The following is an 18459-nucleotide window of genomic DNA, read 5'->3' as shown; positions in this document are numbered from 1 at the left end:
GATAGCCACGGACGGCTCACCGGGAGCCTGCGGCTGACCCTTCAAGGAAGAGCAATCATGCGATCACTCAACATCATTCTTTTGTCTTCGGCGTTCAACGGCCTGACCCAGCGTGCCTGGCTGGACCTGCGTCAGGCGGGCCATTCGCCCAGCGTGGTGCTGTTCACCGACGAAGTCGCCGTGTGCGAGCAGATCGAACACAGCGGCGCCGACCTGGTGATCTGCCCGTTCCTCAAGGACCGCGTTCCCCATGCGCTGTGGAGCAACCCGCAACGTCCGGTGGTGATCATCCACCCCGGCATCGTCGGCGATCGCGGTGCCAGCGCACTGGACTGGGCGATCATGCGCGAACTGCCATCCTGGGGCGTGACCGCCCTGCAAGCGGTGGAAGAAATGGACGCCGGCCCGGTCTGGGCTACCTGCGAATTCAACTTGCCGACAGGCTTGCGCAAATCCGAGCTGTACAACGGCCGGGTCAGTGACGCAGCGATCCGTTGCATCCGTGAAGTGGTCGAGAAGTTCATCGACGGTTTTGTCCCGATGGACCTGGATTACGCCGATCCCAAGGTTCTGGGACGCCTGCAACCGAACATGAAGCAGGACGACCGCACCTTCGGTTGGCACGACTGCTCGCGCTTCATCAAACGCTGCATCGACGCGGCGGACGGTCAGCCCGGCGTGCTCGCGAGCCTCGCTGGCGGGCAGTATTACGTGTACGACGCGCACCTTGATCAGCGCACCGGGATACCCGGCGAGATCCTCGCGGTGCACGACGATGCGGTGCTGGTGGCGACCGGTGATCACAGCCTGTGGATCGGCTCGCTGCGGCGCAAACCGCAACCGGGCGAAGAAACCTTCAAGCGACCGGCACGGCATGTGCTGGCCGGGCAATTGGCGCACGTGCCGGTGCTGGACTGGTCGATTGCCAATGCGCCGTTCAGCGACGAGGCGTATCAGCCGATCCGTTATCGCGAATCCGGGCAGGTCGGCGAGCTGACACTGGAGTTCTACAACGGCGCCATGAGCACCGAGCAGTGCCAGCGCATGGTCGAGGCCCTGCGCTGGGCCAAATCCCGAGACACTCAGGTGCTGTTGATCAAGGGTGGACGCGGCAGTTTTTCCAACGGTGTGCACCTGAACGTGATCCAGGCCGCCCAAGATCCGGGCGCCGAAGCCTGGGCCAATATCCAGGCGATCGACGATGTGTGCGAGGAATTGCTCAGCGCGCGGCAACTGGTGGTCAGCGGCGTCACCGGCAATGCCGGCGCGGGCGGTGTGATGCTCGCCCTGGCGGCTGACATCGTGTTCGCTCGCGCCGACATCGTGCTCAACCCGCATTACAAAAGCATGGGCCTGTACGGCTCGGAATACTGGACCTACAGCCTGCCCCGCGCCGTCGGCCCGGCCATGGCCGAACAACTGACCCAGGCCTGTCTGCCGGTCAGCGCTGCGCAGGCGCTGCAACTGGGCATGGTCCAGGAAATCGGCCCGCGTTGCCCGGACGAGTTTGGTTTGTGGCTGCTGCAACGGGCCAATTCGGTACTGAGCGATCCGACGTATGCGCCAGTGCGTGAACGCAAGCTGCGGGTCGATCATGAGCTGATCCGCCAATGCCGCGAAACCGAGTTGCAAGAGATGCAGGAGGACATGCTGTACAACCGCAATCAGTTCGCCGAGAAGTGCCGGAATTTTGTGTACAAACGCAAGACTTGCTGCACGCCGGCGCGGTTGGTGGAGGATTGGGCTCGGGTGGTTGAGACCGAGCTGGTCAGTTGATCGGCGGGTAAGAGGATCTAAAACCGTCCACCATGTCTCCGAACATGTGTTCACCATGTCTCCGGTACATACAGGGAGAGGGCTAGGCGGGCGGCGTTCCGATGAGGGGCTTTTGACTTACAATGCGGGCACCTCAGACACCGGCCCGCCCATGGACATCGACCTCGCTCGCACCTTTCTGGAAATCGTCCGCCACGGCAGTCTCGCTGCGGCGGCCGAGAAGCTGTTCGTCACCCAGACCGCCATCACCGCCCGTGTGCAGAAACTCGAAAGCCAGTTGGGCAGCACACTGTTCGTGCGTAACCGCGCCGGTGCGCGCCTGACTGCCAACGGCGAGGCTTTCGTGGTCTACGCCAATCAACTGGTGCAGACCTGGGAAGCCGCCCGCCGTGACCTGCCGTTGCCCGAAGGCTATGACAACGTGCTGCACATTGGCGGCGAGGTCAGTCTGTGCAACCCGTTGATGCTCAGTTGGGCTGCCGAACTGCGCGAGAAGATTCCCAGCCATGCCCTGCGCATGGACATCCGCGACGGCGAGAACCTGCTGCGCCAGCTTGAACTCGGCGTGCTCGACGCAGCGCTGGTCTACCAACCGGAATACTGGCCGGGATTGCAGGTCGAGCAAGTGCTGGAAGAGAAACTGATTCTGGTCAGAACCCCCAACCGCCCTGCTCCCTACGTGTACATCGATTGGGGCGAGGACTTCCGCCGTCAACACGACGCCGCACTGCCGGAAAAAGCCAAGGCGGCCCTGAGCTTCAACCTCGGCCCGCTGGCCTTGCAATACATTCTGGAGAACGGCGGCAGCGGCTATTTCCGCACGCGGGTGGTGCGCACTTATCTGGACAGCGGCGCACTGGAAACCGTCACCAAAGCCCCGGAATTCGGCTACCCGACCTACCTCGTCTACTCCCGTGACCGCGATTCGGCGACGCTGCAACAGGCGTTCGATCTGCTGCGCGAAGTGATCAAGGCCGATGACGACTGGTCGCAACGCTGGAACCCGTTGAGCTGACGACCGCTACACACCGGAGCATGGCAGTTGTGACCTCAAGGTAGACCCTGCACAAACGGCGGGATCGGCTAATCTGCCGGGTATAACGACAATATCCGCAGGTGACCGCAGTGAGGCAGACCACCGAGGCATTTCGCAGCCGCTATCGTGCGGCGATTCATCCGCTGTACAACCCGTGGCTGCACGGCGCCTTCGTGCTGCTGTTCGGCGTGCTGGCCATCGGCGCCTTCTGGGGCAGCGCACATCAGGTGCGTCCGCTGGAATGGCTGGCCGTGCCGCTGACCTTGCTGTTCTTCAATTTCGGTGTGTACGTGGTGCACCGCCACCTCGGGCATCACAAGAAAACCTTCGCCAAGATGTTCTATGCCCGTCATGCCGGCGACCATCACAGCTTCTTCACCCCCGGCCACATGACCTGGGACAGCGCCCGCGACTGGCGGGTGATCCTGTTTCCGGCGTGGTTGATCGTGGTGCACACGCTGGTGATCACCCTGCCCCTGTGGTGGCTGTTCGCGCAGGTCAACGCCAACGTCGCCGGACTGTTCGGCGGCAGCATGGTGCTGGGCTACCTGACCTACGAGGTGTTTCACGCCTGCGAGCACTTGCCGGCGCAACACCCGCTGAGCCGCCTGCCGTGGATCCGCCAGATGCGCCGTCTGCACGAGTTGCATCACCGGCGCGAGCGCATGCAGGAGCGCAACTTCAACATCGTCCTGCCCCTGATGGATTACCTGTTCGGCACCCTCTATTGGGAGCCGGAGCCCGTCCCTTTGACCGATTCGAGAACGCCCATGACCCGCATGCAGCATCCGATCGACATCGCCGGCGACCCGATTGCCGTACTCACCTACGCCGCTACCGTCAGCCGCTGGCCAGAATGGCACCCTTCCTCGCTGAAAATCGATGGCCCCGCCGGGCCGCTGCATGCCGGCGCGCGTTTCGAGGAAGACATTCATGCCGGTGGCCGCGAAGGCCATTTGAGCTGGGAAGTCACCGAATACCTGCCGGGACGACGCTGGTGTGCCCGGGCCCAGGGCGATCATGGATTGTCATTGCATCTGACCTACGAATGCTCGGCCGCAGGCGAAGGTACGGCTTTCGTGCGTACTCTGGATTATCGCTTCGAGAGCCTGGGCATGCGCATCGCCAACCAGTTGCTGCTCAAACGCCGCATCGAACGTGAATCGGCGGCCTCGATGCTGGCCCTGCGCGACAGGGCGACCCGGCATCTGGCACTCGCGGGAGCTCACGTGTGAAGCTGCGCCATCTGATCTTGCTGCTGATTGCCCTCATCCTGGCCTTTCTGCTGCTGATGCCGACCAAGGTTGAACCGGTGGCATGGACGCCACAACCGGCACCGTCGCTGACCGAAGGGATATACGCCGAAAATCAGCGCCTCAAAAGCGCAGCGCAGGTCGGCCCCAGCGACATCGAAGGCCCGGAAGCCCTGCTGCTGGAAAACGATGCGCTGATCACCGGATTGCACGATGGACGCCTGATCCGCACCAGCCTCGACGGCCAGCAGCGCAAAGTGCTGGCCGATACCGGCGGCCGGCCTCTGGGTCTGGCGCGGCACCCCAACGGCTTGCTGGTGATCGCCGACGGGGTCAAGGGTTTGCTGTCACTCGATGCCCAGGGCCGACTGATTGCGCTGACCACTGAAGCCAATGGCCTGAAGTTCGGTTTCACCGATGACGTGGCCATCGACAAATCCGGGCATTACGCCTACTTCAGCGATGCCTCCAGTCGCTGGGGTTACGGCCATGACGGCGAAGCGATCATCGAGCACGGCGGTGACGGGCGTCTGCTGCGCTATGACTTCCAGACCGGCAAGACCAGCGTCCTGCTCGATAAACTGGAATTCGCCAACGGCGTGACCCTCGGCCCGGAAGACGCCTATGTGCTGGTCAACGAAACCGGCGCCTACCGCATCAGCCGCTATTGGCTGACCGGGCCCAAGGCCGGCACCCATGACCTGTTCATCGACAACCTGCCGGGGCTGCCGGACAACCTTGCGTTCAATGGGCGGGATCGTTTCTGGGTGGCGCTGTACACGCCGCGCAATCCGTTGCTGGATCGCACCGCCGGGCATCCGTTCGTGCGCAAGATGCTGGTGCGGGCGATGACCGTCCTGCCCAAACCGCTGGAAAAACGCGGGTTCGTGTTGGGGCTGGATCTGGACGGCAAGGTGATCGCCAATCTGCAGGATGGCAGCGCCGGCAATTACTCGCCGATCACCACGGCGCGCGAGTATGGCGACTGGTTGTATTTCGGCTCGCTGAAGGCCACGCACATGGCGCGGATGCCGCTGGATGCGGCCTTGAAATGAAGGCCTGAAATTCGTGTTGAACCGGCGGGCGCCATCGCTGCGATGCGGCGGGCCGACGAGCCAGCGATGGCGGACGGTCAGTTGTTGGACCGATCGAATTTTTCCGGGTCTTCATCTTCCGGCAGATCCGCGATCTTCCGTTCCTCCTCAGGATGGCGGACGGTATGCGCCGGGCTGTTGGGCTCGGGATGCGTGGGAACCGGGTCGAATGCGCCCTGCTCTTCACTGGGGAACTTGTAATTGGGGAGCTTGGGTTTGTTCATGAGGCACCTCGCAGAGAGTCGCCAAGTGAAGACTCTGTACATTCGAGGTGCCGTCGTGGCTGTCGTTCCAGTCGTGCACCACCGAAGATCAATGGCGCGACTGACGGTCAGGTTCGCGCCTGCAACTGCTGAACGATCTTGTCTTTGACCTGCAAGCGTTTCTCTTTGAGTTTCTTCAGCGTGTCGTCGCTCGGCGCATCCGAGGTCGCCGTCTCGGCCTTGACGACTTCGGCGTCCGCCTGGGAGTACTTGTTGATCAGTGCATCCAGATGTGGATCCGCGGTGCGTTTTTGCTGGATCTCTTCCTTCGTAAGCTTCAAGTCCTGTAACAGATCATGGGTCACCGGCATGGAACACCTCCGTCAGTTGATCGGCAGCCAACGCGACCGATTGCGCTGGCCAGTTATCAGAATGGCCTCGGTTGACCGGTTCTGTCGACCACCTGTCAGACCAGCGGTGCCCGTTCGTCGCCCTTCGTTGATCCGCGACAGTCAGGTACTCAGCACCGCACGGATCATCTGCAACAACGCCTCAGGTCCGTAAGGTTTGCCGAGCAAATGGGTGTCGGGGCTGAGCTGATGATTGCGCGAGATGATGTCCCGGGTATGTCCCGACGTGAACAGCACGGCCACCGGCGGCATCTGCACCTTGGCCCACGCCGCCAGGTCGGAGCTCTTGATCAGCCCGGGCATGACCACATCGGTAAAGATCAGGTTGACCCGGGCGCCCTCCAGCAACATCTGCATCGCCGTGTCGCCATTGCCGGCGACCAGCACGCGGTAGCCTTCTTCACGCAGCAATTCGACCGCCGAAGTACGCACCGCTTCGTTGTCCTCGACCACCAGAATGGTTTCGTTGCCGCCCGCCTGCTGACGACGCACACCGGGCGCCTCATCGATCAGCGGCCGCAGGCTGCGCGGGAAATACAACTGCACCCGCGTGCCCTCGCCGACCTGGCTGTCGATCTCGACATGCCCGCCGCTCTGTTTGACGAACCCGAACACCATGCTCAATCCGAGGCCCGTGCCCTGGCCATCGGCCTTGGTGGTGAAGAACGGTTCGAAGACCTGCTCCAGCATGTGCGGCGCAATGCCCACGCCGCTGTCGCTGACCGAGACTCGCACAAAATCCCCCGGCACGATGCCCTTGCCGACGCAGAACGCCCGGTCGAGCGAGGTGTTGGCGGCGCCGAGCACGATGGTGCCCTCGCCTTTCATGGCGTCCCGGGCATTGATCGCCAGATTGAGAATGGCGTTTTCCAGTTGGTTGCGGTCGACGTTGATGTGCCACGGTTCCTCGGGCAACTGCACATCGATCTGGATGGTTTCGCCCAACGCCCGTTGCAGCAGCTCCCCGACGCCTTCGAATATCTGCCGCGGATCACACACCGCAGGCGACAGCGGCTGGCGGCGGGCAAACGCGAGCAGTTGCGAGGACAGCTTGGCGCCGCGCTCCACCGCTGCCAACGAGGCGCTGACCCGGCGTTGCACGTTGGCATTGTTCGGTTCGTGGCGCGCCAGCAGATGCAGATTGCCGGCGATCACTTGCAGCAGGTTGTTGAAGTCATGGGCCACGCCACCGGTCAGGCCGCCGATGGCTTCGAGCTTCTGCGACTGGCGCAATTGCTCTTCGGCGCTCAGGCGCGCCTCAACCTCATCGGCCACACGCTGTTCGAGGTTGCGAGTGAATTTGAGCAGGGATTCTTCAGCGGTCTTGCGTTCATGAATGTCGATCAACACACCGGGGAATCGAAATGCCTGACCCTGCTCATCGAATTCGCAACCGCCGCTGGCCAGCACCCACAGATGAGTGCCATCGGCGCGCAATACGCGGTATTCGGCGTTGTACGGTTCACCGGTACGCACCGAGTTCTCGACACATTCCTGCACCCAACTGCGGTCATCGGGATGAATGTGCGCTTCGGCAATGTGCTGCGGCAGGTTGGTCAGGTCCTGGTCCGGCGGAAAGGAAAAGGTGCGGGCGAATCGCTCGTCGGCGGACAGCACGTTGTTACGCACGTCCCAGACAAACGAGCCGAGCAGTGCCCCGGCGTTCAGCGCCAGTCGAACCCGTTCGTTGTCGGCGCGATAAGCGTCTTCGGCGGCCTGGCGCAGACGCTCGGACAGCACCAGCTCAGTGGTTTCCACCACCATCGCCATCACGCCCGAAGGCACCCCGGCATCATTGGCCACCGGGCTGTAATAAAGGTCGAGCCAGACATCCTCGGGCACGCCGTCGCGCAACAGCACCAGCACTTTGTTGCGGTATTCGAGGGTGCCGCCCGCCAGACAGGTGTCGACCACATGCCGGTTGAAATCGGCGACTTCCGGCCAGCCCAGTTCCACCGGCACACCCAACAGATAAGGGTGCCGTCCGCCGGCGAACCGCGAGTAGGCGTCGTTGTAGATCATGTAGCCGGCATGGCCCCAGAGCATGACCATCGGCAACGGCGAGGCAAGCATCAACTGCACCGTGCTGCACAGGCTGGCCGGCCAGGTTTCAAGGGGGCCCAGGTCGGTCCCGCTCCAGTCAAAGGCGCGGATGCGTCCGGCCATCTCGCCCTGCCAGCCGTCACACCCGTGGCTATCGGATAAAAACTGCATCGACTGCTTCAACGCCTTGTGGTTGGTTCGCTCGATCGCTACGCCCGATGACGTGGCGCCCGTCTGTTTCGAGCGCATCGGGCAGCGATGGTTTCATAGAGGTATAGCCGATTTCACTGGCGGCCGGCGCTCAGACTTCGATCAGGTGTTTGAGCGGGTGGTAGCCGGTCTTGAGCTTCGCAGCGACGTCGAGAATCGCCTTCTGTATACCGTCCAGATGCATGCAGGTCAGCTCGATCGCCGCGCTCTGATTGCCGGCCTCGATGTACTCGATCAGGCGCAGATGCTCGTCGTCGCGGCAGGCTTCGTGGCTGTCGTCATCCAGCGCGGCGGCATACAGCGAGGCGCGGGAAATCAGCTTCTGGAACCAGTCGAGCAACACCGGGTTGTTCAGGCTGCGGGCCAGTTTGATGTGGAACTCGCCAAGCAGGTGAATCAGCCGTTCGTGGTCGCCGGCCGCGTGTGCTTCATCTTCCAGCAGCAAATGTTCGCGCAGGTCCTGCATCGCGGCAGAGTCCTTGCGTCGGCACAGCTCGGTGACGATGCCGATCTCGATCAGGCGCCGGGTTTCGAACAGCGAACGGATCTCTTCATCGCTGGGCAGCGACACCGACGCACCTTTATTGGGCTCGGTGGTGACCAGGCCGTCGGCCTCCAATTGCTTGAGCGCCGCCCGAACCGACGTGCGGCTGACATTGAACAATTCCGCCAGCGACGCTTCGCCCAGTTTCATTCCCGGACGCAGCGAACGCTTGCTGATCGCCTCGTAAACCCCTTGGTAGACGCGGTCGACCGTGGTTTCCAGTTTCTTCTCGGTCATTTGAAAACTCCTTCAGTGCGGGCAACGGTTCCCGGCGCGATCCCTACAAGAGCGTCAGCCAGGGAAAAAGGGGGTTGCACCCGCAGATTAATCCGGGTATTTCTAAATTGCATTCAGATATTGCATACAATAATTAGAGGATTGCACCATTATGGGTCAACCAATAGCAATTGAAGTGCGTAATGTCTCCAAACGGTACTCTGATGATCCTGGCCTCGCGCCGGCCCTCGACAACGTGTCGGTGAACATCGCCGATAACGAGTTCTTCACCCTGCTCGGCCCCTCGGGCTGCGGCAAGACCACCCTGCTGCGCACCATCGCCGGTTTCGAACACGTCAGCGACGGCGAGATCCGTCTGGCGGGCGAAACGGTGAACCACCTGCCGCCGTTCAAGCGTCGGGTCAACACGGTGTTCCAGAGTTACGCGCTGTTTCCGCACATGAGTGTCGCGCAGAATATCGCCTTCGGCCTCGAGATGCAGGGTCTTGATCGCAAGACGATCCCCGGACGGGTCGACGAGATGCTCGCGCTGGTGCAGATGGAGCACCTGGCCGGACGTAAACCGGCGGAATTGTCCGGCGGCCAGCAGCAGCGCGTGGCGCTGGCCCGGGCCCTGGCGCCGAAACCGAAAGTGCTGTTGCTCGACGAGCCGCTGTCGGCGCTGGACTTGAAGCTGCGCAAAGAAATGCAGGTCGAACTCAAGCGCGTGCAGCAGGAAGCCGGGATCACCTTCATCTTCGTCACCCACGATCAGGAAGAAGCCCTGACCCTGTCCGACCGGATTGCGGTGATGTCCGCCGGCAAGATCCTGCAGATCGGCACCCCGACCGACATCTATGAACGCCCGCAGCACCGTTTCGTCGCCCAGTTCATTGGCGACATCAATTTCCTCCCCGGCCAACTCAAACGCGGCGAGCACAACGAAAACATCTTCGTGCCCAACGGCATGCCGGTGGAAATCCCCTGCCCGCCGCAAGGCGTCAATGGCAGCAGCGTGCAACTGGCGTTTCGTCCCGAGCGTTCGCAACTGGTCACGGCGGACCAGCCGCATCATCTGCGCGGCGTGATCGAGGCCGTGCTGTATGTCGGCACCGCGACCCTGTACCAGTGCCGTTTGAACAACGAGATCAAAGTCATGCTGCGGGAAAACAACGAAGGCCTGAACCGTGGTCGGGCGGTCGGCGAGCGCGTGGCAGTGCACCTGCCGCCCCAGGCCTGCCTGTTGATGGAGGCCTGAGATGAGCGTCAGCAGCACTTCCCCCTCCCTCAACCGCGCGCTGTTGCTCAGCCCGGTGGTGTTGACCCTGCTCGCCCTGATCGCCATTCCGCTGGGGATCATGGGTTACATCAGCCTGCTGCCGCGCAACACCTACGGCGGCGTCGACTGGCAGGCCCAATGGCAACTGCAGAGTTACGTGCAGCTGTTTTTCCAGGAAGGTTTCGACGGCGAACTGGAGCTGAACTGGGTCTACGCCCAGGCGCTGTTGCGCTCGGTGTTCCAGGCCGGCGGCACCACGGTGCTGTGCTTTTTGTTCGGGTTTCCGGTGGCGTTATGGATGTCTAGCCTGACCCCGCGCCGGCGCAACCTGATGGTGTTGCTCATCACCATTCCGTTCTGGACCAACCTGCTGATCCGCAACTACGCGTGGCTGATCATCCTGCGTGAACAGGGCTGGGTCGCCCAGAGTCTCAACGCGCTGTTCCCGAGTGCCGGCGGCATCACCCTGCTCTACAACGACTTCGCGGTCAGCATCGGTCTGGTCTACAGCTTCCTGCCGTTCATGATTCTGCCGATCTACTCGACCCTGGAAAAACTCGACTGGCGTCTGGTGGAGGCCGCCTATGACCTGGGCGCCAATCGCTGGCATGCGCTGCGCCGGATCATCCTGCCGCTGTCGATGCCCGGCGTGATTGCCGGTGCGTTGCTGGTGTTCGTGCCGAGCCTCGGCGCCTTCATCACCCCGGCGATCCTCGGCGGCGGCAAGACTTTGATGATCGGCAACCTGATCCAGCAGCAATTCGGCACCGCGCGCAACTGGCCGCTGGGCAGTTCGCTGTCGTTCCTGTTGCTGGGGATTCTGCTGTTGTCACTGGTGCTCTACGCCCTCTACAGCCGCAGCGCGGCGAAAACCCTGAACCGGGGAGCGAAAGCATGATTTCTCTGCACCTGAAAAAACTCCCCGCGACCCGGGAAATCAGCCTGCTGATCCTCGCCTACCTGTACGTGCCGATCCTGGTGTTGATCGCCTACAGCTTCAACGCCAACCGCTCGGCGACGGTGTGGACCGAGTTCTCGTTTGCCTGGTACGGGCGGATCCTGGCCAACCCGTCGATCCAGACCGCGGCGCTGAACTCGATCATCGTCGCGACCATCGCCACCGTGTGCGCCACGGCGATTGCGCTGCTGGCGGCGCTGGCGACTTACCGGCCGTTCTACGGACAGAAAATGGTCGAGGGCGGAATCAACCTGCCGCTGATCCTGCCGGAGATCGTCACAGCCGTGGCGACCCTGCTGCTGTTCATGGCGCTGGGGATCAAGCTCGGGCTGATGACGGTGATTGTCGCGCACATCGGCTTCTGCATTCCGTTTGCCTACCTGCCGATCCGCGCACGGCTCAACGATCTGGACAAGAGCCTGCTCGAGGCCGCCAACGACCTGTACGCCAACCCGTGGCAAGTGTTCCGCCGCGTGACCTTGCCGCTGCTGTGGCCGGCGGTGTTGTCCGGTTCGGTGCTGGCGTTCGTGGTCAGCCTCGACGATTTCATCATGACCTTCTTCGTCGCCGGCCCCGGTTCGACCACGTTGCCGGTGTACATCTTCTCGGCGATCAAGGCTGGCGTAACGCCCGAGATCAACGCGATTTCGACCCTGATGCTGGTGATTTCCATCGTGCTCGTGGTGCTGGCCTTCTGGCTCGGCCAACGCGGCAAACAACAATAAACCTGGAGCGCTCTCATGAAATTGAAAAACATGCGTCTGGCAGTATCCGGTCTGGCCCTGAGTTGTTTCACCGCGTTCGGCGCCCACGCCGCCGAGCCCAAGGAATTGTTCTTCTACAACTGGACCGATTACTACCCGGTGGACCTGCTGGCCAAGTTCGAAAAGGAGACCGGGATCAAGGTCACCATGGACGGCTACGACAGCAACGAAACCCTGCTCGCCAAATTGCAGGCCGGCGGCGCCGCGTATGACGTGATCGTGCCGTCGCAGTCGATCATGCAGACGCTGATCAAGCAGGATCTGCTGCTGGAAATCGACACCCCGACCTTGAGTAACTTCCAGTACGTCAAAGGCCCGTTCCGCGATCCGAGCTTCGACCCGGGGCGCAAGTTTTCGGCGCCGTACCTGTGGGGCACCACCGGTTTTTCCTATGACAGCGCCCGCGTACCCGGCGGCAAACTCGACGATTCGTGGAAAGAGTTCTTCGAACCGCGCAAGGAACTGCAAGGCCAGCTCGCCGCCCTCGACACCTCCAGCAGCGTGATCAACGCCGCCAGCCATTACCTGAATGTCGACGAATGCACGGAAAACCCGCAGGACGCCAAACGCATCCTCGAACTGCTGCAAAAGCAGAAACCGTTTTTGAAGATGTACAGCTCCGACAACACCGTCGACCGCATGGCCTCGGGCGAAGTGATCATGATGCAGAACTGGAATGGCTCAACGGCCCGGGCCACGTTGCAGAAGAGCACGATCAAATACGTGTACCCGAAAGAAGGCCTGGCGATGTTCCAGGACAACTTCGCCGTACCGAAAAGCGCCCCGCATCCGGGCAACGCGAAGATCTTTATCGACTGGATGATGAAACCTGAGAACGCCGCTGCTGTGTCCAACGCCATCGCCTACGCCAACGGGATTCAGAGCGATCAGTTGCTGGATGCGAAATGGAAAGTCATGGACGCGATCAACATGCCCGAGGAATACGCCTCGCGCCTGCGGCCGGAGAAGGAATGCAGCAACAAGGCGCGGGAGCTGCAGGATCGGATTTGGTCGAAGCTCAAGGGTTGATCCTGGATCGCTGGTTTATCTGAACGCCGACCACCCAGACCGATCTGGAGAGCCCCCTCACCCTAGCCCTCTCCCCGAGGGAGAGGGGACTGACCGAGTCGTCTTGCGCTGTCCGCCGATCTGAAAGACCTGGTCGATTATGGATTCAGAGATCGAGTCGATTATGGATTCAGAGCAGTTCGTTCAGGTCGGCGTAACTCTTCAATATCCCCCATTCGGTCCCCTCTCCCTCCGGGAGAGGGCTAGGGTGAGGGAAAAAATCTCAAAGAACACCGAGGTTCCCATGTCCCACCCCCGCTGGCTCAGAAACATCCGCCCCTACGGCGCCCCCGCCGAAGACTTGCTGATCGAAAACGGCCGGTTCACCCAACGCCGCCCGGCCTCCAATGCTCCATTGGCCGCCACCGACATCGACGGCCAGAACCAGTTGCTCACCGCCCCACTGGTGGAAAGCCACGTCCACCTCGACAAGACCCTGTACGGCCAGCCCTGGCGCCCGAACAGCGCCGGCCCGACGCTCAAGGACTACATCAGCAACGAGCGCCGCGTCCTGCGCGAAGTGAAAGCGCCGATTGCCGAACGCGCCGGCGCCCTGCTGGAAAACTGCATCGCCCGGGGTTCGCTGACGATGCGTTGCCACGTCGACATCGACCCGGAATTCGGCCTGCGTCACGTCGAAGCCATGCAACAACTGCGCGAAACCTACAGCGACCTGATCGACCTGCAACTGGTGGTGTTCCCGCAAACCGGCCTGATCAGCCGCCCCGGCACCGCCGAGCTGATGCGCGAAGCCATGGCCCTGGGCGTGGAAAACGTCGGCGGGCTCGACCCGTGCGGCATCGACAACGACCCGATCGCGCAACTGGATTTCGTGTTCAAACTGGCCAGTGAATTCCAGCGTGGCGTCGACATTCACCTGCACGACAAAGGAGAACTGGGCCTGTGGCAGATCGCCCGGATCGCCGATTACACCGAGCGTTTCAACTTGCAGAACCGGGTGATGATCAGCCACGCCTATTGCCTCGGCATGTTGCCGTGGAGCCAGGTCAAACCGGTCGCCGAACGCCTTGCGGCACTGGGGATTTCGCTGATGAGTTCGGCGCCGGCCGATTGCGCGGTGCCGCCGTTTCTGGCGCTGCGCGAGACCGGCGTCAACGTGTGCCTGGGCTCCGATGGCATTCGCGATGCGTGGTCGCCGATGGGCAATGGCGACATGCTGGAACGGGCGATGTTGCTGGCGTTTCGTTTCGACCTGGGCAAGGACGATGAATTGGCGGCGGCGTTCGAAGCGGCGACAGTCAACGGTGCGCGCGCATTGGGGATCGAGGATTACGGCTTCGACATCGGCAAGCAGGCAGACTTTCTGTTGATGCCGGTCGAAACCCTCGGTGAAGCCGTGGTTTCGCGCCCTGTGCGTCAGGTGTATCGCGGCGGCGAATTGATCGCCAGCGGCGGTCGCTTGCTGGGCAGCCGTCTGTGAAACGGATCGGCCTGAAGGCCAGTTGCGTGGTCGGTTTCGACGGCACGCAGCATGTGCTGTGGCGCGACGGCGAAGTGGTATTCAGCGGATCGCGCATCGAGTTTGTCGGGCGTGGTTATCAAGGGCCGGTGGATCAGTGGATCGACTACGGTAACGCGCTGATCGGCCCCGGCTTCATCGATCTCGACGCCCTCGGCGACCTCGATTCCACCGTACTGACTCTGGACAACGGCGATGAACGCAGCATGGGCCGCATGTGGTCTGCGGAATATCTGGCGACCGGCCCGCGTGAGTCGTTCAGCCCGGAAGAAGAGGTCTTCAAATACCGCTACGCCTTCACCCAGTTGATCCGCAACGGCATCACCACGGCGATGCCGATCACCTCGATGTACTACCGCGAATGGGCGGAAACCTACGACGAGTTCGCGGCTGTCGCCGACGTGGCGGGCGAGCTGGGGCTGCGCACGTACCTTGGCCCCTGCTACATGAGCGGTATGAGTTACTGGCGCGCCGACGGCACCCTCGCCCATCACTGGGATGAGGCGCGGGGACTGGCTGGGCTGGACGCGGCCGAACGGTTTTTCAAGGATTTTGATGGCGCACACGCCGGGCTGATTCGCGGTGCGCTGCTGCCGGATCGCATCCAGACCTGCACCCCGGCGCTGCTTCAGCGCACCTCCGCCCTGAGCCGCGAACTGAACGCACCGATGCGTCTGCATTGCTGTCAGGCGCCCGGCGAAGTGGCGATGGTCGAACAGCTGCGCGGCACCACGCCGCTGGGCTGGTTGCAGCAACTCGACCTGCTCACCCCGCGCAGCCTGTTGCCCCACGGCATCTACACCTCGGGCGATGACGATTTGCAGCGGGTCATCGACGGCGGCGCGAGTCTGGTGCACTGCCCACTGGTGTTCGCCCGCGACGGCGAGGCACTGAATTCGTTCGGCCGCTATCGCGCCAAGGGCATCAACTTCGCCCTCGGCACCGACACCTGGCCGGCGGACTTGCTGGCAAACATGCGCCACGGTTTGAACATCGCACGGTTGATGGAGGGCGGCCCGGCGCTGACCAGCAGCCTCGATCTGTACAACGCCGCGACCCTCGGCGGCGCCAAAGCCTTGGGCCGTGACGACCTCGGGCGTCTGGCGCCGGGGGCCAAAGCCGACATCACCGTATTCAGCCTGCGCGGCCTGCATCTGGGCCCGTTGTTCGACCCACTGAAAAACCTGCTGCTGGCCGGGCGCGGCGACGACTGCATTGCCAGCTACATCGACGGTCGTTGCGTGATGCACGACGGTCAGGTCAACGGCGTCGATTACCCCACTCTGCAACGCCAGGCCCAACGCCAATACGAAAAACTGATGCGCAGCCACAGCGACCGGGCCTTTGGCCGACCGGACTGGAAAACCCTGTTCCAGCCGGCCATTCCGTTCGCCGATGACTACAGCGCCGAAGCGCCCTTGAGCGCCATCGATCCACTTCTTTAGAGATAACTGCCATGCACAGCTTCGATTTCAGCCAACTGAGCCCACGGGAAAAGTACAAGATTCTGATCGGCAGCGTGGTGCCGCGCCCGATTGCCCTGGTCACCACCATCGACGGCGAAGGCCGGGTCAATGCCGCGCCGTTCAGCTTCTTCAATGCGCTGTCGGCGGACCCGCCCATTCTCGCGCTCGGCGTGGAGAACTACGGCGACCAGAGCCCCAAGGACACCACCCGCAACATCCAGATGAACCAGGAATTCACCGTCAACATCGTCAACGATGCGCTGGTGGAAGCCATGAACGTCTGCGCCGTACCGTTCGCGCCGGGCTTCGATGAGTTGACCGCTGCGGGCCTGACGGCGATCCCCGGCACCTCGGTCAAATGCCCGCGAATCGGCGAAGCACCGGTGGCGCTGGAGTGTCGGCGGATGATGGCGCTGAACATCGGTCAGTCGCGGGAGATCATTTTTGGCGAGGTGTTGATGGCGCATGTGCGCGACGAGTTGATCGACCCGAAAACCCTGTACATCGATCAACTGGGGCTGGATGCGATCGGGCGCATGGGCGGCCATGGTTATGCACGGACCCGGGATTACTTCGATTTGCCGACCCGCTCGTTGCAAGCGTGGACGGAGGCACCGGGGGGTGGCGAGCGGTTCTGGCCACAGCGCTGAAGGCTATTGCTCGTTCCCACGCTCCGCGTGCTGATCGTGCTGATCGTTCCCACGCTCCGCGTGGGAACGATCCCGAGCAGCCGCTCTGCGTGGGAACGATCAGTGCGAAACAGGTCGATCAGTCAGTGCCGTACTTCGGCGACCGTGGCCCGTACAGCAGGCCTGCCGGATGACCGGCCGACAGCAGACGATTGCTGGCCACACCGGCAATCGGGTAGCCGGCATCGGTGGAGCTGTTGACGATCTGTTTCACCGCGGCGGTGATCAGTGCGCCGATCAGGCCGCCGCCACTGTTGTTGCCGCCCTCTTCGCTCGACGCCCGGGCCGAACCGGTCCACAGGGTGGTGCCGGTTTTCAGGTCGACCAGTTTGGCGCTGGCGGTCACGGCGGTTTCGCTGCTGATCACCATGTAGCGTGTGCCGTACTCACTGACGGTGATGTACAGCGCCGCGTCGGCGCCGAAGATTTCGTGCAGTTTGTTGGCCGGCGCCTGATGGATGTCATCCGGCGTGGTCAGGCCGTTCTGGCGAAACGTCTCGTCGACCAGCGTGATCGGCAATACGTAGTAACCGGCTTCGGCCAGCGGGAACGTCACTTGCGACAACAGGCTGTAGGACGCCTTGACGTCCGGCGAGGTGTTCAGCGGTGGCAGCACCAGAATGGATTTCGGCCGCGCTTGCTTGTACGCCGAATAATCCACAGCCTTCGGGGCAACGCAGCCACCCAGAACGGTCAGCGCCAGGCCTGCGGCCAGCAGTTTCAGGGCGCGCGCGATCATTTGGCGTCCCCGGTCTTGGCGTTTTTAAGCAGAAAATCCATGTACGTGCCGGACTCGGGGAACAGGGTCTTCTCGGTGCGCAGTTGCTGCACCATCTGATCGTCCTTGCCCATGCTCAGGTACAGCAGACCGAGGTGTGCGTGGTAACCCGGCGGGACGGGCTTGCCACTGGCGCGGATCTTTTGCAGATCGGCTTCCAGCGCTTCGGCCTGGGCCTCTTTCGGCGTTTCGCTTTTGAAGTATTCGTAGACTTGTGGCTGGTAGCCTTCCCACTGGTACAGGGTTTGCGGGCTGCTGCAACCGGCCAGCAAGGCGCTGGCGGCCAGCATCAGGGCCATCAGCGACCGAGACAGGGACAGATTCATGGTGTGTTGCTCCTTGCGATGGGCGTCTATCAGTTGCCCGGTTTCCAGGCACCGGCGTTCATGCCATCGACCAGGCGATTGATCGCCTCGCGCATGGCCAGATCGAGGACTTTGCCGTTGAGGGTGGAGTCGTAGGCAGCAGTGCCGCCGAAGCCGATGATTTCGCGGTTGGACAAGGCGTATTCGCCGGCGCCCTGGGTCGAATACACCACTTCGGACGTGCTGATGTTGACGATGTTCAGGTTGACCTTGGCGTAGGCGACCTGGGTCTTGCCACGGCCGAGAATGCCGAACAGTTGATGATCGCCGGTCTCTTTGCGGCCGAACTCGGTGACGTCACCGGTGACCACGTAATCGGCGCCTTTCAGACGCTGGGCCTGACCCTTGATCGCCGCTTCCTGCTGGATTTCGCCCATGTTGTCGCGATCGAGTACGGAGAAACGGTTGGTCTGCTGCAAGTGAGTGATCAGGATGGTCTTGGCCTGACCGCCGAGACGGTCGACGCCATCGGAGAAGATCCCGCGCATGTAGCTCGAACGGTTGTCGAACTTGCCCACGGCCATCGGGATACGGACACCGGACCAGGCCTGAGAGGCGCTTTCCACCTTGGCCACCGGCAGTGCGCGGGAGCTTTCGGTGGCGCAACCGGAAAGCGAGCCGGCCAGGGTGCCGAGGACGGCAATCGCAACGCCCGAGACCAACATCCGGGAGATCATTCTCACTGTGCATTCCTTCTGAAAAATGATGTGTCCCGGCACCGCAAAGTCGTGGGGGATCGGGAAAGGGGCGGCATTATGCCAAAGTGCCACCATTGAGGACAGGTTTTTTTGACGCCAGCAAATTGGCTTTCGTATCGGCCAGCAGCC

General features: G+C 62.3%; 18 protein-coding genes. 11 read left to right on the top strand and 7 right to left on the bottom strand.

Annotated elements, in window-relative coordinates; genetic code table 11:
* Positions 1–57: 57 nt before the first annotated feature.
* The 4 genes from AC1RR7_RS03885 (at position 58) to AC1RR7_RS03870 (ending at position 5120) form a co-directional block, all read left to right on the top strand.
* Positions 58–1776 carry a hydrogenase maturation protein gene (locus AC1RR7_RS03885; RefSeq protein WP_493156203.1) on the top strand — a complete coding sequence of 573 codons (1719 nt, stop codon included), beginning with the start codon at positions 58–60 and terminating at the stop codon, positions 1774–1776.
* 151 nt (positions 1777–1927) lie between these two features.
* On the top strand, positions 1928–2791 hold the full coding sequence (locus AC1RR7_RS03880) for a LysR family transcriptional regulator (RefSeq protein WP_102621816.1): 864 nt from the start codon (positions 1928–1930) through the stop codon (positions 2789–2791).
* Between the two features lie 110 nt (positions 2792–2901).
* Positions 2902–4047 (top strand): sterol desaturase/SRPBCC family protein, encoded by a 1146-nt coding sequence (locus AC1RR7_RS03875; RefSeq protein ID WP_493156201.1) that lies wholly within the window; start codon positions 2902–2904, stop codon positions 4045–4047.
* A gap of 56 nt (positions 4048–4103) precedes the next feature.
* A complete protein-coding gene (locus tag AC1RR7_RS03870; protein ID WP_493156963.1) occupies positions 4104–5120 on the top strand; it encodes an SMP-30/gluconolactonase/LRE family protein in 1017 nt (338 codons plus the stop codon).
* A 77-nt stretch (positions 5121–5197) separates the two neighbouring features.
* Here AC1RR7_RS03870 and AC1RR7_RS03865 read toward each other — a convergent pair whose 3' ends face one another.
* The 4 genes from AC1RR7_RS03865 to AC1RR7_RS03850 all read right to left on the bottom strand — a co-directional run bounded on the left by AC1RR7_RS03865 (position 5198) and on the right by AC1RR7_RS03850 (position 8806).
* Complete coding sequence (locus AC1RR7_RS03865) at positions 5198–5383, bottom strand: hypothetical protein (RefSeq protein WP_102621779.1); 186 nt, start codon at positions 5381–5383, stop codon at positions 5198–5200.
* 107 nt (positions 5384–5490) lie between these two features.
* Positions 5491–5733 carry an HP1242/YdcH family protein gene (locus AC1RR7_RS03860; protein WP_096819982.1) on the bottom strand — a complete coding sequence of 81 codons (243 nt, stop codon included), beginning with the start codon at positions 5731–5733 and terminating at the stop codon, positions 5491–5493.
* 141 nt (positions 5734–5874) lie between these two features.
* Positions 5875–7986, bottom strand: a complete 2112-nt coding sequence (locus AC1RR7_RS03855; protein ID WP_493156199.1) for an ATP-binding protein — start codon at positions 7984–7986, stop codon at positions 5875–5877.
* Between the two features lie 130 nt (positions 7987–8116).
* Positions 8117–8806, bottom strand: coding sequence for a GntR family transcriptional regulator (locus AC1RR7_RS03850; protein ID WP_096819983.1), 690 nt, complete (start codon positions 8804–8806; stop codon positions 8117–8119).
* 151 nt (positions 8807–8957) lie between these two features.
* On the opposite strand from AC1RR7_RS03850, the gene AC1RR7_RS03845 reads away from it, so the two are divergent.
* The 7 genes from AC1RR7_RS03845 (at position 8958) to AC1RR7_RS03815 (ending at position 16450) form a co-directional block, all read left to right on the top strand.
* A complete protein-coding gene (locus tag AC1RR7_RS03845) occupies positions 8958–10043 on the top strand; it encodes an ABC transporter ATP-binding protein (protein ID WP_273537000.1) in 1086 nt (361 codons plus the stop codon).
* A gap of 1 nt (position 10044) precedes the next feature.
* Positions 10045–10962, top strand: a complete 918-nt coding sequence (locus AC1RR7_RS03840; RefSeq protein WP_273537002.1) for an ABC transporter permease — start codon at positions 10045–10047, stop codon at positions 10960–10962.
* The gene (locus tag AC1RR7_RS03835) at positions 10959–11747 is read left to right on the top strand and encodes an ABC transporter permease (protein WP_064597101.1); all 789 of its coding nucleotides are present in this window, start codon (positions 10959–10961) and stop codon (positions 11745–11747) included. Before AC1RR7_RS03840 ends, AC1RR7_RS03835 begins: the two co-directional genes overlap by 4 nt.
* Positions 11748–11762: 15 nt before the next feature.
* On the top strand, positions 11763–12815 hold the full coding sequence (locus AC1RR7_RS03830; RefSeq protein WP_096819986.1) for an extracellular solute-binding protein: 1053 nt from the start codon (positions 11763–11765) through the stop codon (positions 12813–12815).
* A gap of 283 nt (positions 12816–13098) precedes the next feature.
* Positions 13099–14295 carry an amidohydrolase family protein gene (locus AC1RR7_RS03825; RefSeq protein ID WP_493156196.1) on the top strand — a complete coding sequence of 399 codons (1197 nt, stop codon included), beginning with the start codon at positions 13099–13101 and terminating at the stop codon, positions 14293–14295.
* A complete protein-coding gene (locus AC1RR7_RS03820) occupies positions 14292–15779 on the top strand; it encodes an amidohydrolase family protein (protein WP_493156194.1) in 1488 nt (495 codons plus the stop codon). Before AC1RR7_RS03825 ends, AC1RR7_RS03820 begins: the two co-directional genes overlap by 4 nt.
* Before the next feature lie 11 nt (positions 15780–15790).
* Positions 15791–16450 (top strand): flavin reductase family protein, encoded by a 660-nt coding sequence (locus AC1RR7_RS03815; protein ID WP_493064942.1) that lies wholly within the window; start codon positions 15791–15793, stop codon positions 16448–16450.
* A gap of 118 nt (positions 16451–16568) precedes the next feature.
* On the opposite strand, the gene AC1RR7_RS03810 is transcribed toward AC1RR7_RS03815, so the two are convergent.
* The 3 genes from AC1RR7_RS03810 to AC1RR7_RS03800 are packed head-to-tail and all read right to left on the bottom strand — an operon-like array spanning position 16569 to position 18309.
* Positions 16569–17228, bottom strand: coding sequence for a DUF799 domain-containing protein (locus AC1RR7_RS03810; protein ID WP_102621786.1), 660 nt, complete (start codon positions 17226–17228; stop codon positions 16569–16571).
* Entirely contained in the window at positions 17225–17593 is a 369-nt protein-coding gene (locus AC1RR7_RS03805) for a DUF4810 domain-containing protein (protein ID WP_493156192.1), read from the bottom strand. Before AC1RR7_RS03805 ends, AC1RR7_RS03810 begins: the two co-directional genes overlap by 4 nt.
* Before the next feature lie 29 nt (positions 17594–17622).
* Complete coding sequence (locus AC1RR7_RS03800) at positions 17623–18309, bottom strand: CsgG/HfaB family protein (protein WP_162130490.1); 687 nt, start codon at positions 18307–18309, stop codon at positions 17623–17625.
* Positions 18310–18459: the final 150 nt, after the last annotated feature.

It is taken from the genome of Pseudomonas sp. GW821-FHT11G12 (assembly GCF_058808055.1).
This window is presented reverse-complemented; position numbering and strand designations above follow the sequence as displayed.

What these genes read in the sequence shown, in the direction of transcription:
- AC1RR7_RS03870 (WP_493156963.1), top strand. Translation starts at nt 4,104, where the DNA reads ATGCCGACCAAGGTTGAACCGGTGGCATGGACGCCACAACCGGCACCG.
- AC1RR7_RS03850 (WP_096819983.1), bottom strand. Translation starts at nt 8,806, where the DNA reads ATGACCGAGAAGAAACTGGAAACCACGGTCGACCGCGTCTACCAAGGG.
- AC1RR7_RS03830 (WP_096819986.1), top strand. Translation starts at nt 11,763, where the DNA reads ATGAAATTGAAAAACATGCGTCTGGCAGTATCCGGTCTGGCCCTGAGT.
- AC1RR7_RS03860 (WP_096819982.1), bottom strand. Translation starts at nt 5,733, where the DNA reads ATGCCGGTGACCCATGATCTGTTACAGGACTTGAAGCTTACGAAGGAA.
- AC1RR7_RS03855 (WP_493156199.1), bottom strand. Translation starts at nt 7,986, where the DNA reads ATGCAGTTTTTATCCGATAGCCACGGGTGTGACGGCTGGCAGGGCGAG.
- AC1RR7_RS03805 (WP_493156192.1), bottom strand. Translation starts at nt 17,593, where the DNA reads ATGAATCTGTCCCTGTCTCGGTCGCTGATGGCCCTGATGCTGGCCGCC.
- AC1RR7_RS03885 (WP_493156203.1), top strand. Translation starts at nt 58, where the DNA reads ATGCGATCACTCAACATCATTCTTTTGTCTTCGGCGTTCAACGGCCTG.
- AC1RR7_RS03845 (WP_273537000.1), top strand. Translation starts at nt 8,958, where the DNA reads ATGGGTCAACCAATAGCAATTGAAGTGCGTAATGTCTCCAAACGGTAC.
- AC1RR7_RS03865 (WP_102621779.1), bottom strand. Translation starts at nt 5,383, where the DNA reads ATGAACAAACCCAAGCTCCCCAATTACAAGTTCCCCAGTGAAGAGCAG.
- AC1RR7_RS03800 (WP_162130490.1), bottom strand. Translation starts at nt 18,309, where the DNA reads ATGATCTCCCGGATGTTGGTCTCGGGCGTTGCGATTGCCGTCCTCGGC.
- AC1RR7_RS03815 (WP_493064942.1), top strand. Translation starts at nt 15,791, where the DNA reads ATGCACAGCTTCGATTTCAGCCAACTGAGCCCACGGGAAAAGTACAAG.
- AC1RR7_RS03835 (WP_064597101.1), top strand. Translation starts at nt 10,959, where the DNA reads ATGATTTCTCTGCACCTGAAAAAACTCCCCGCGACCCGGGAAATCAGC.
- AC1RR7_RS03825 (WP_493156196.1), top strand. Translation starts at nt 13,099, where the DNA reads ATGTCCCACCCCCGCTGGCTCAGAAACATCCGCCCCTACGGCGCCCCC.
- AC1RR7_RS03840 (WP_273537002.1), top strand. Translation starts at nt 10,045, where the DNA reads ATGAGCGTCAGCAGCACTTCCCCCTCCCTCAACCGCGCGCTGTTGCTC.
- AC1RR7_RS03880 (WP_102621816.1), top strand. Translation starts at nt 1,928, where the DNA reads ATGGACATCGACCTCGCTCGCACCTTTCTGGAAATCGTCCGCCACGGC.
- AC1RR7_RS03810 (WP_102621786.1), bottom strand. Translation starts at nt 17,228, where the DNA reads ATGATCGCGCGCGCCCTGAAACTGCTGGCCGCAGGCCTGGCGCTGACC.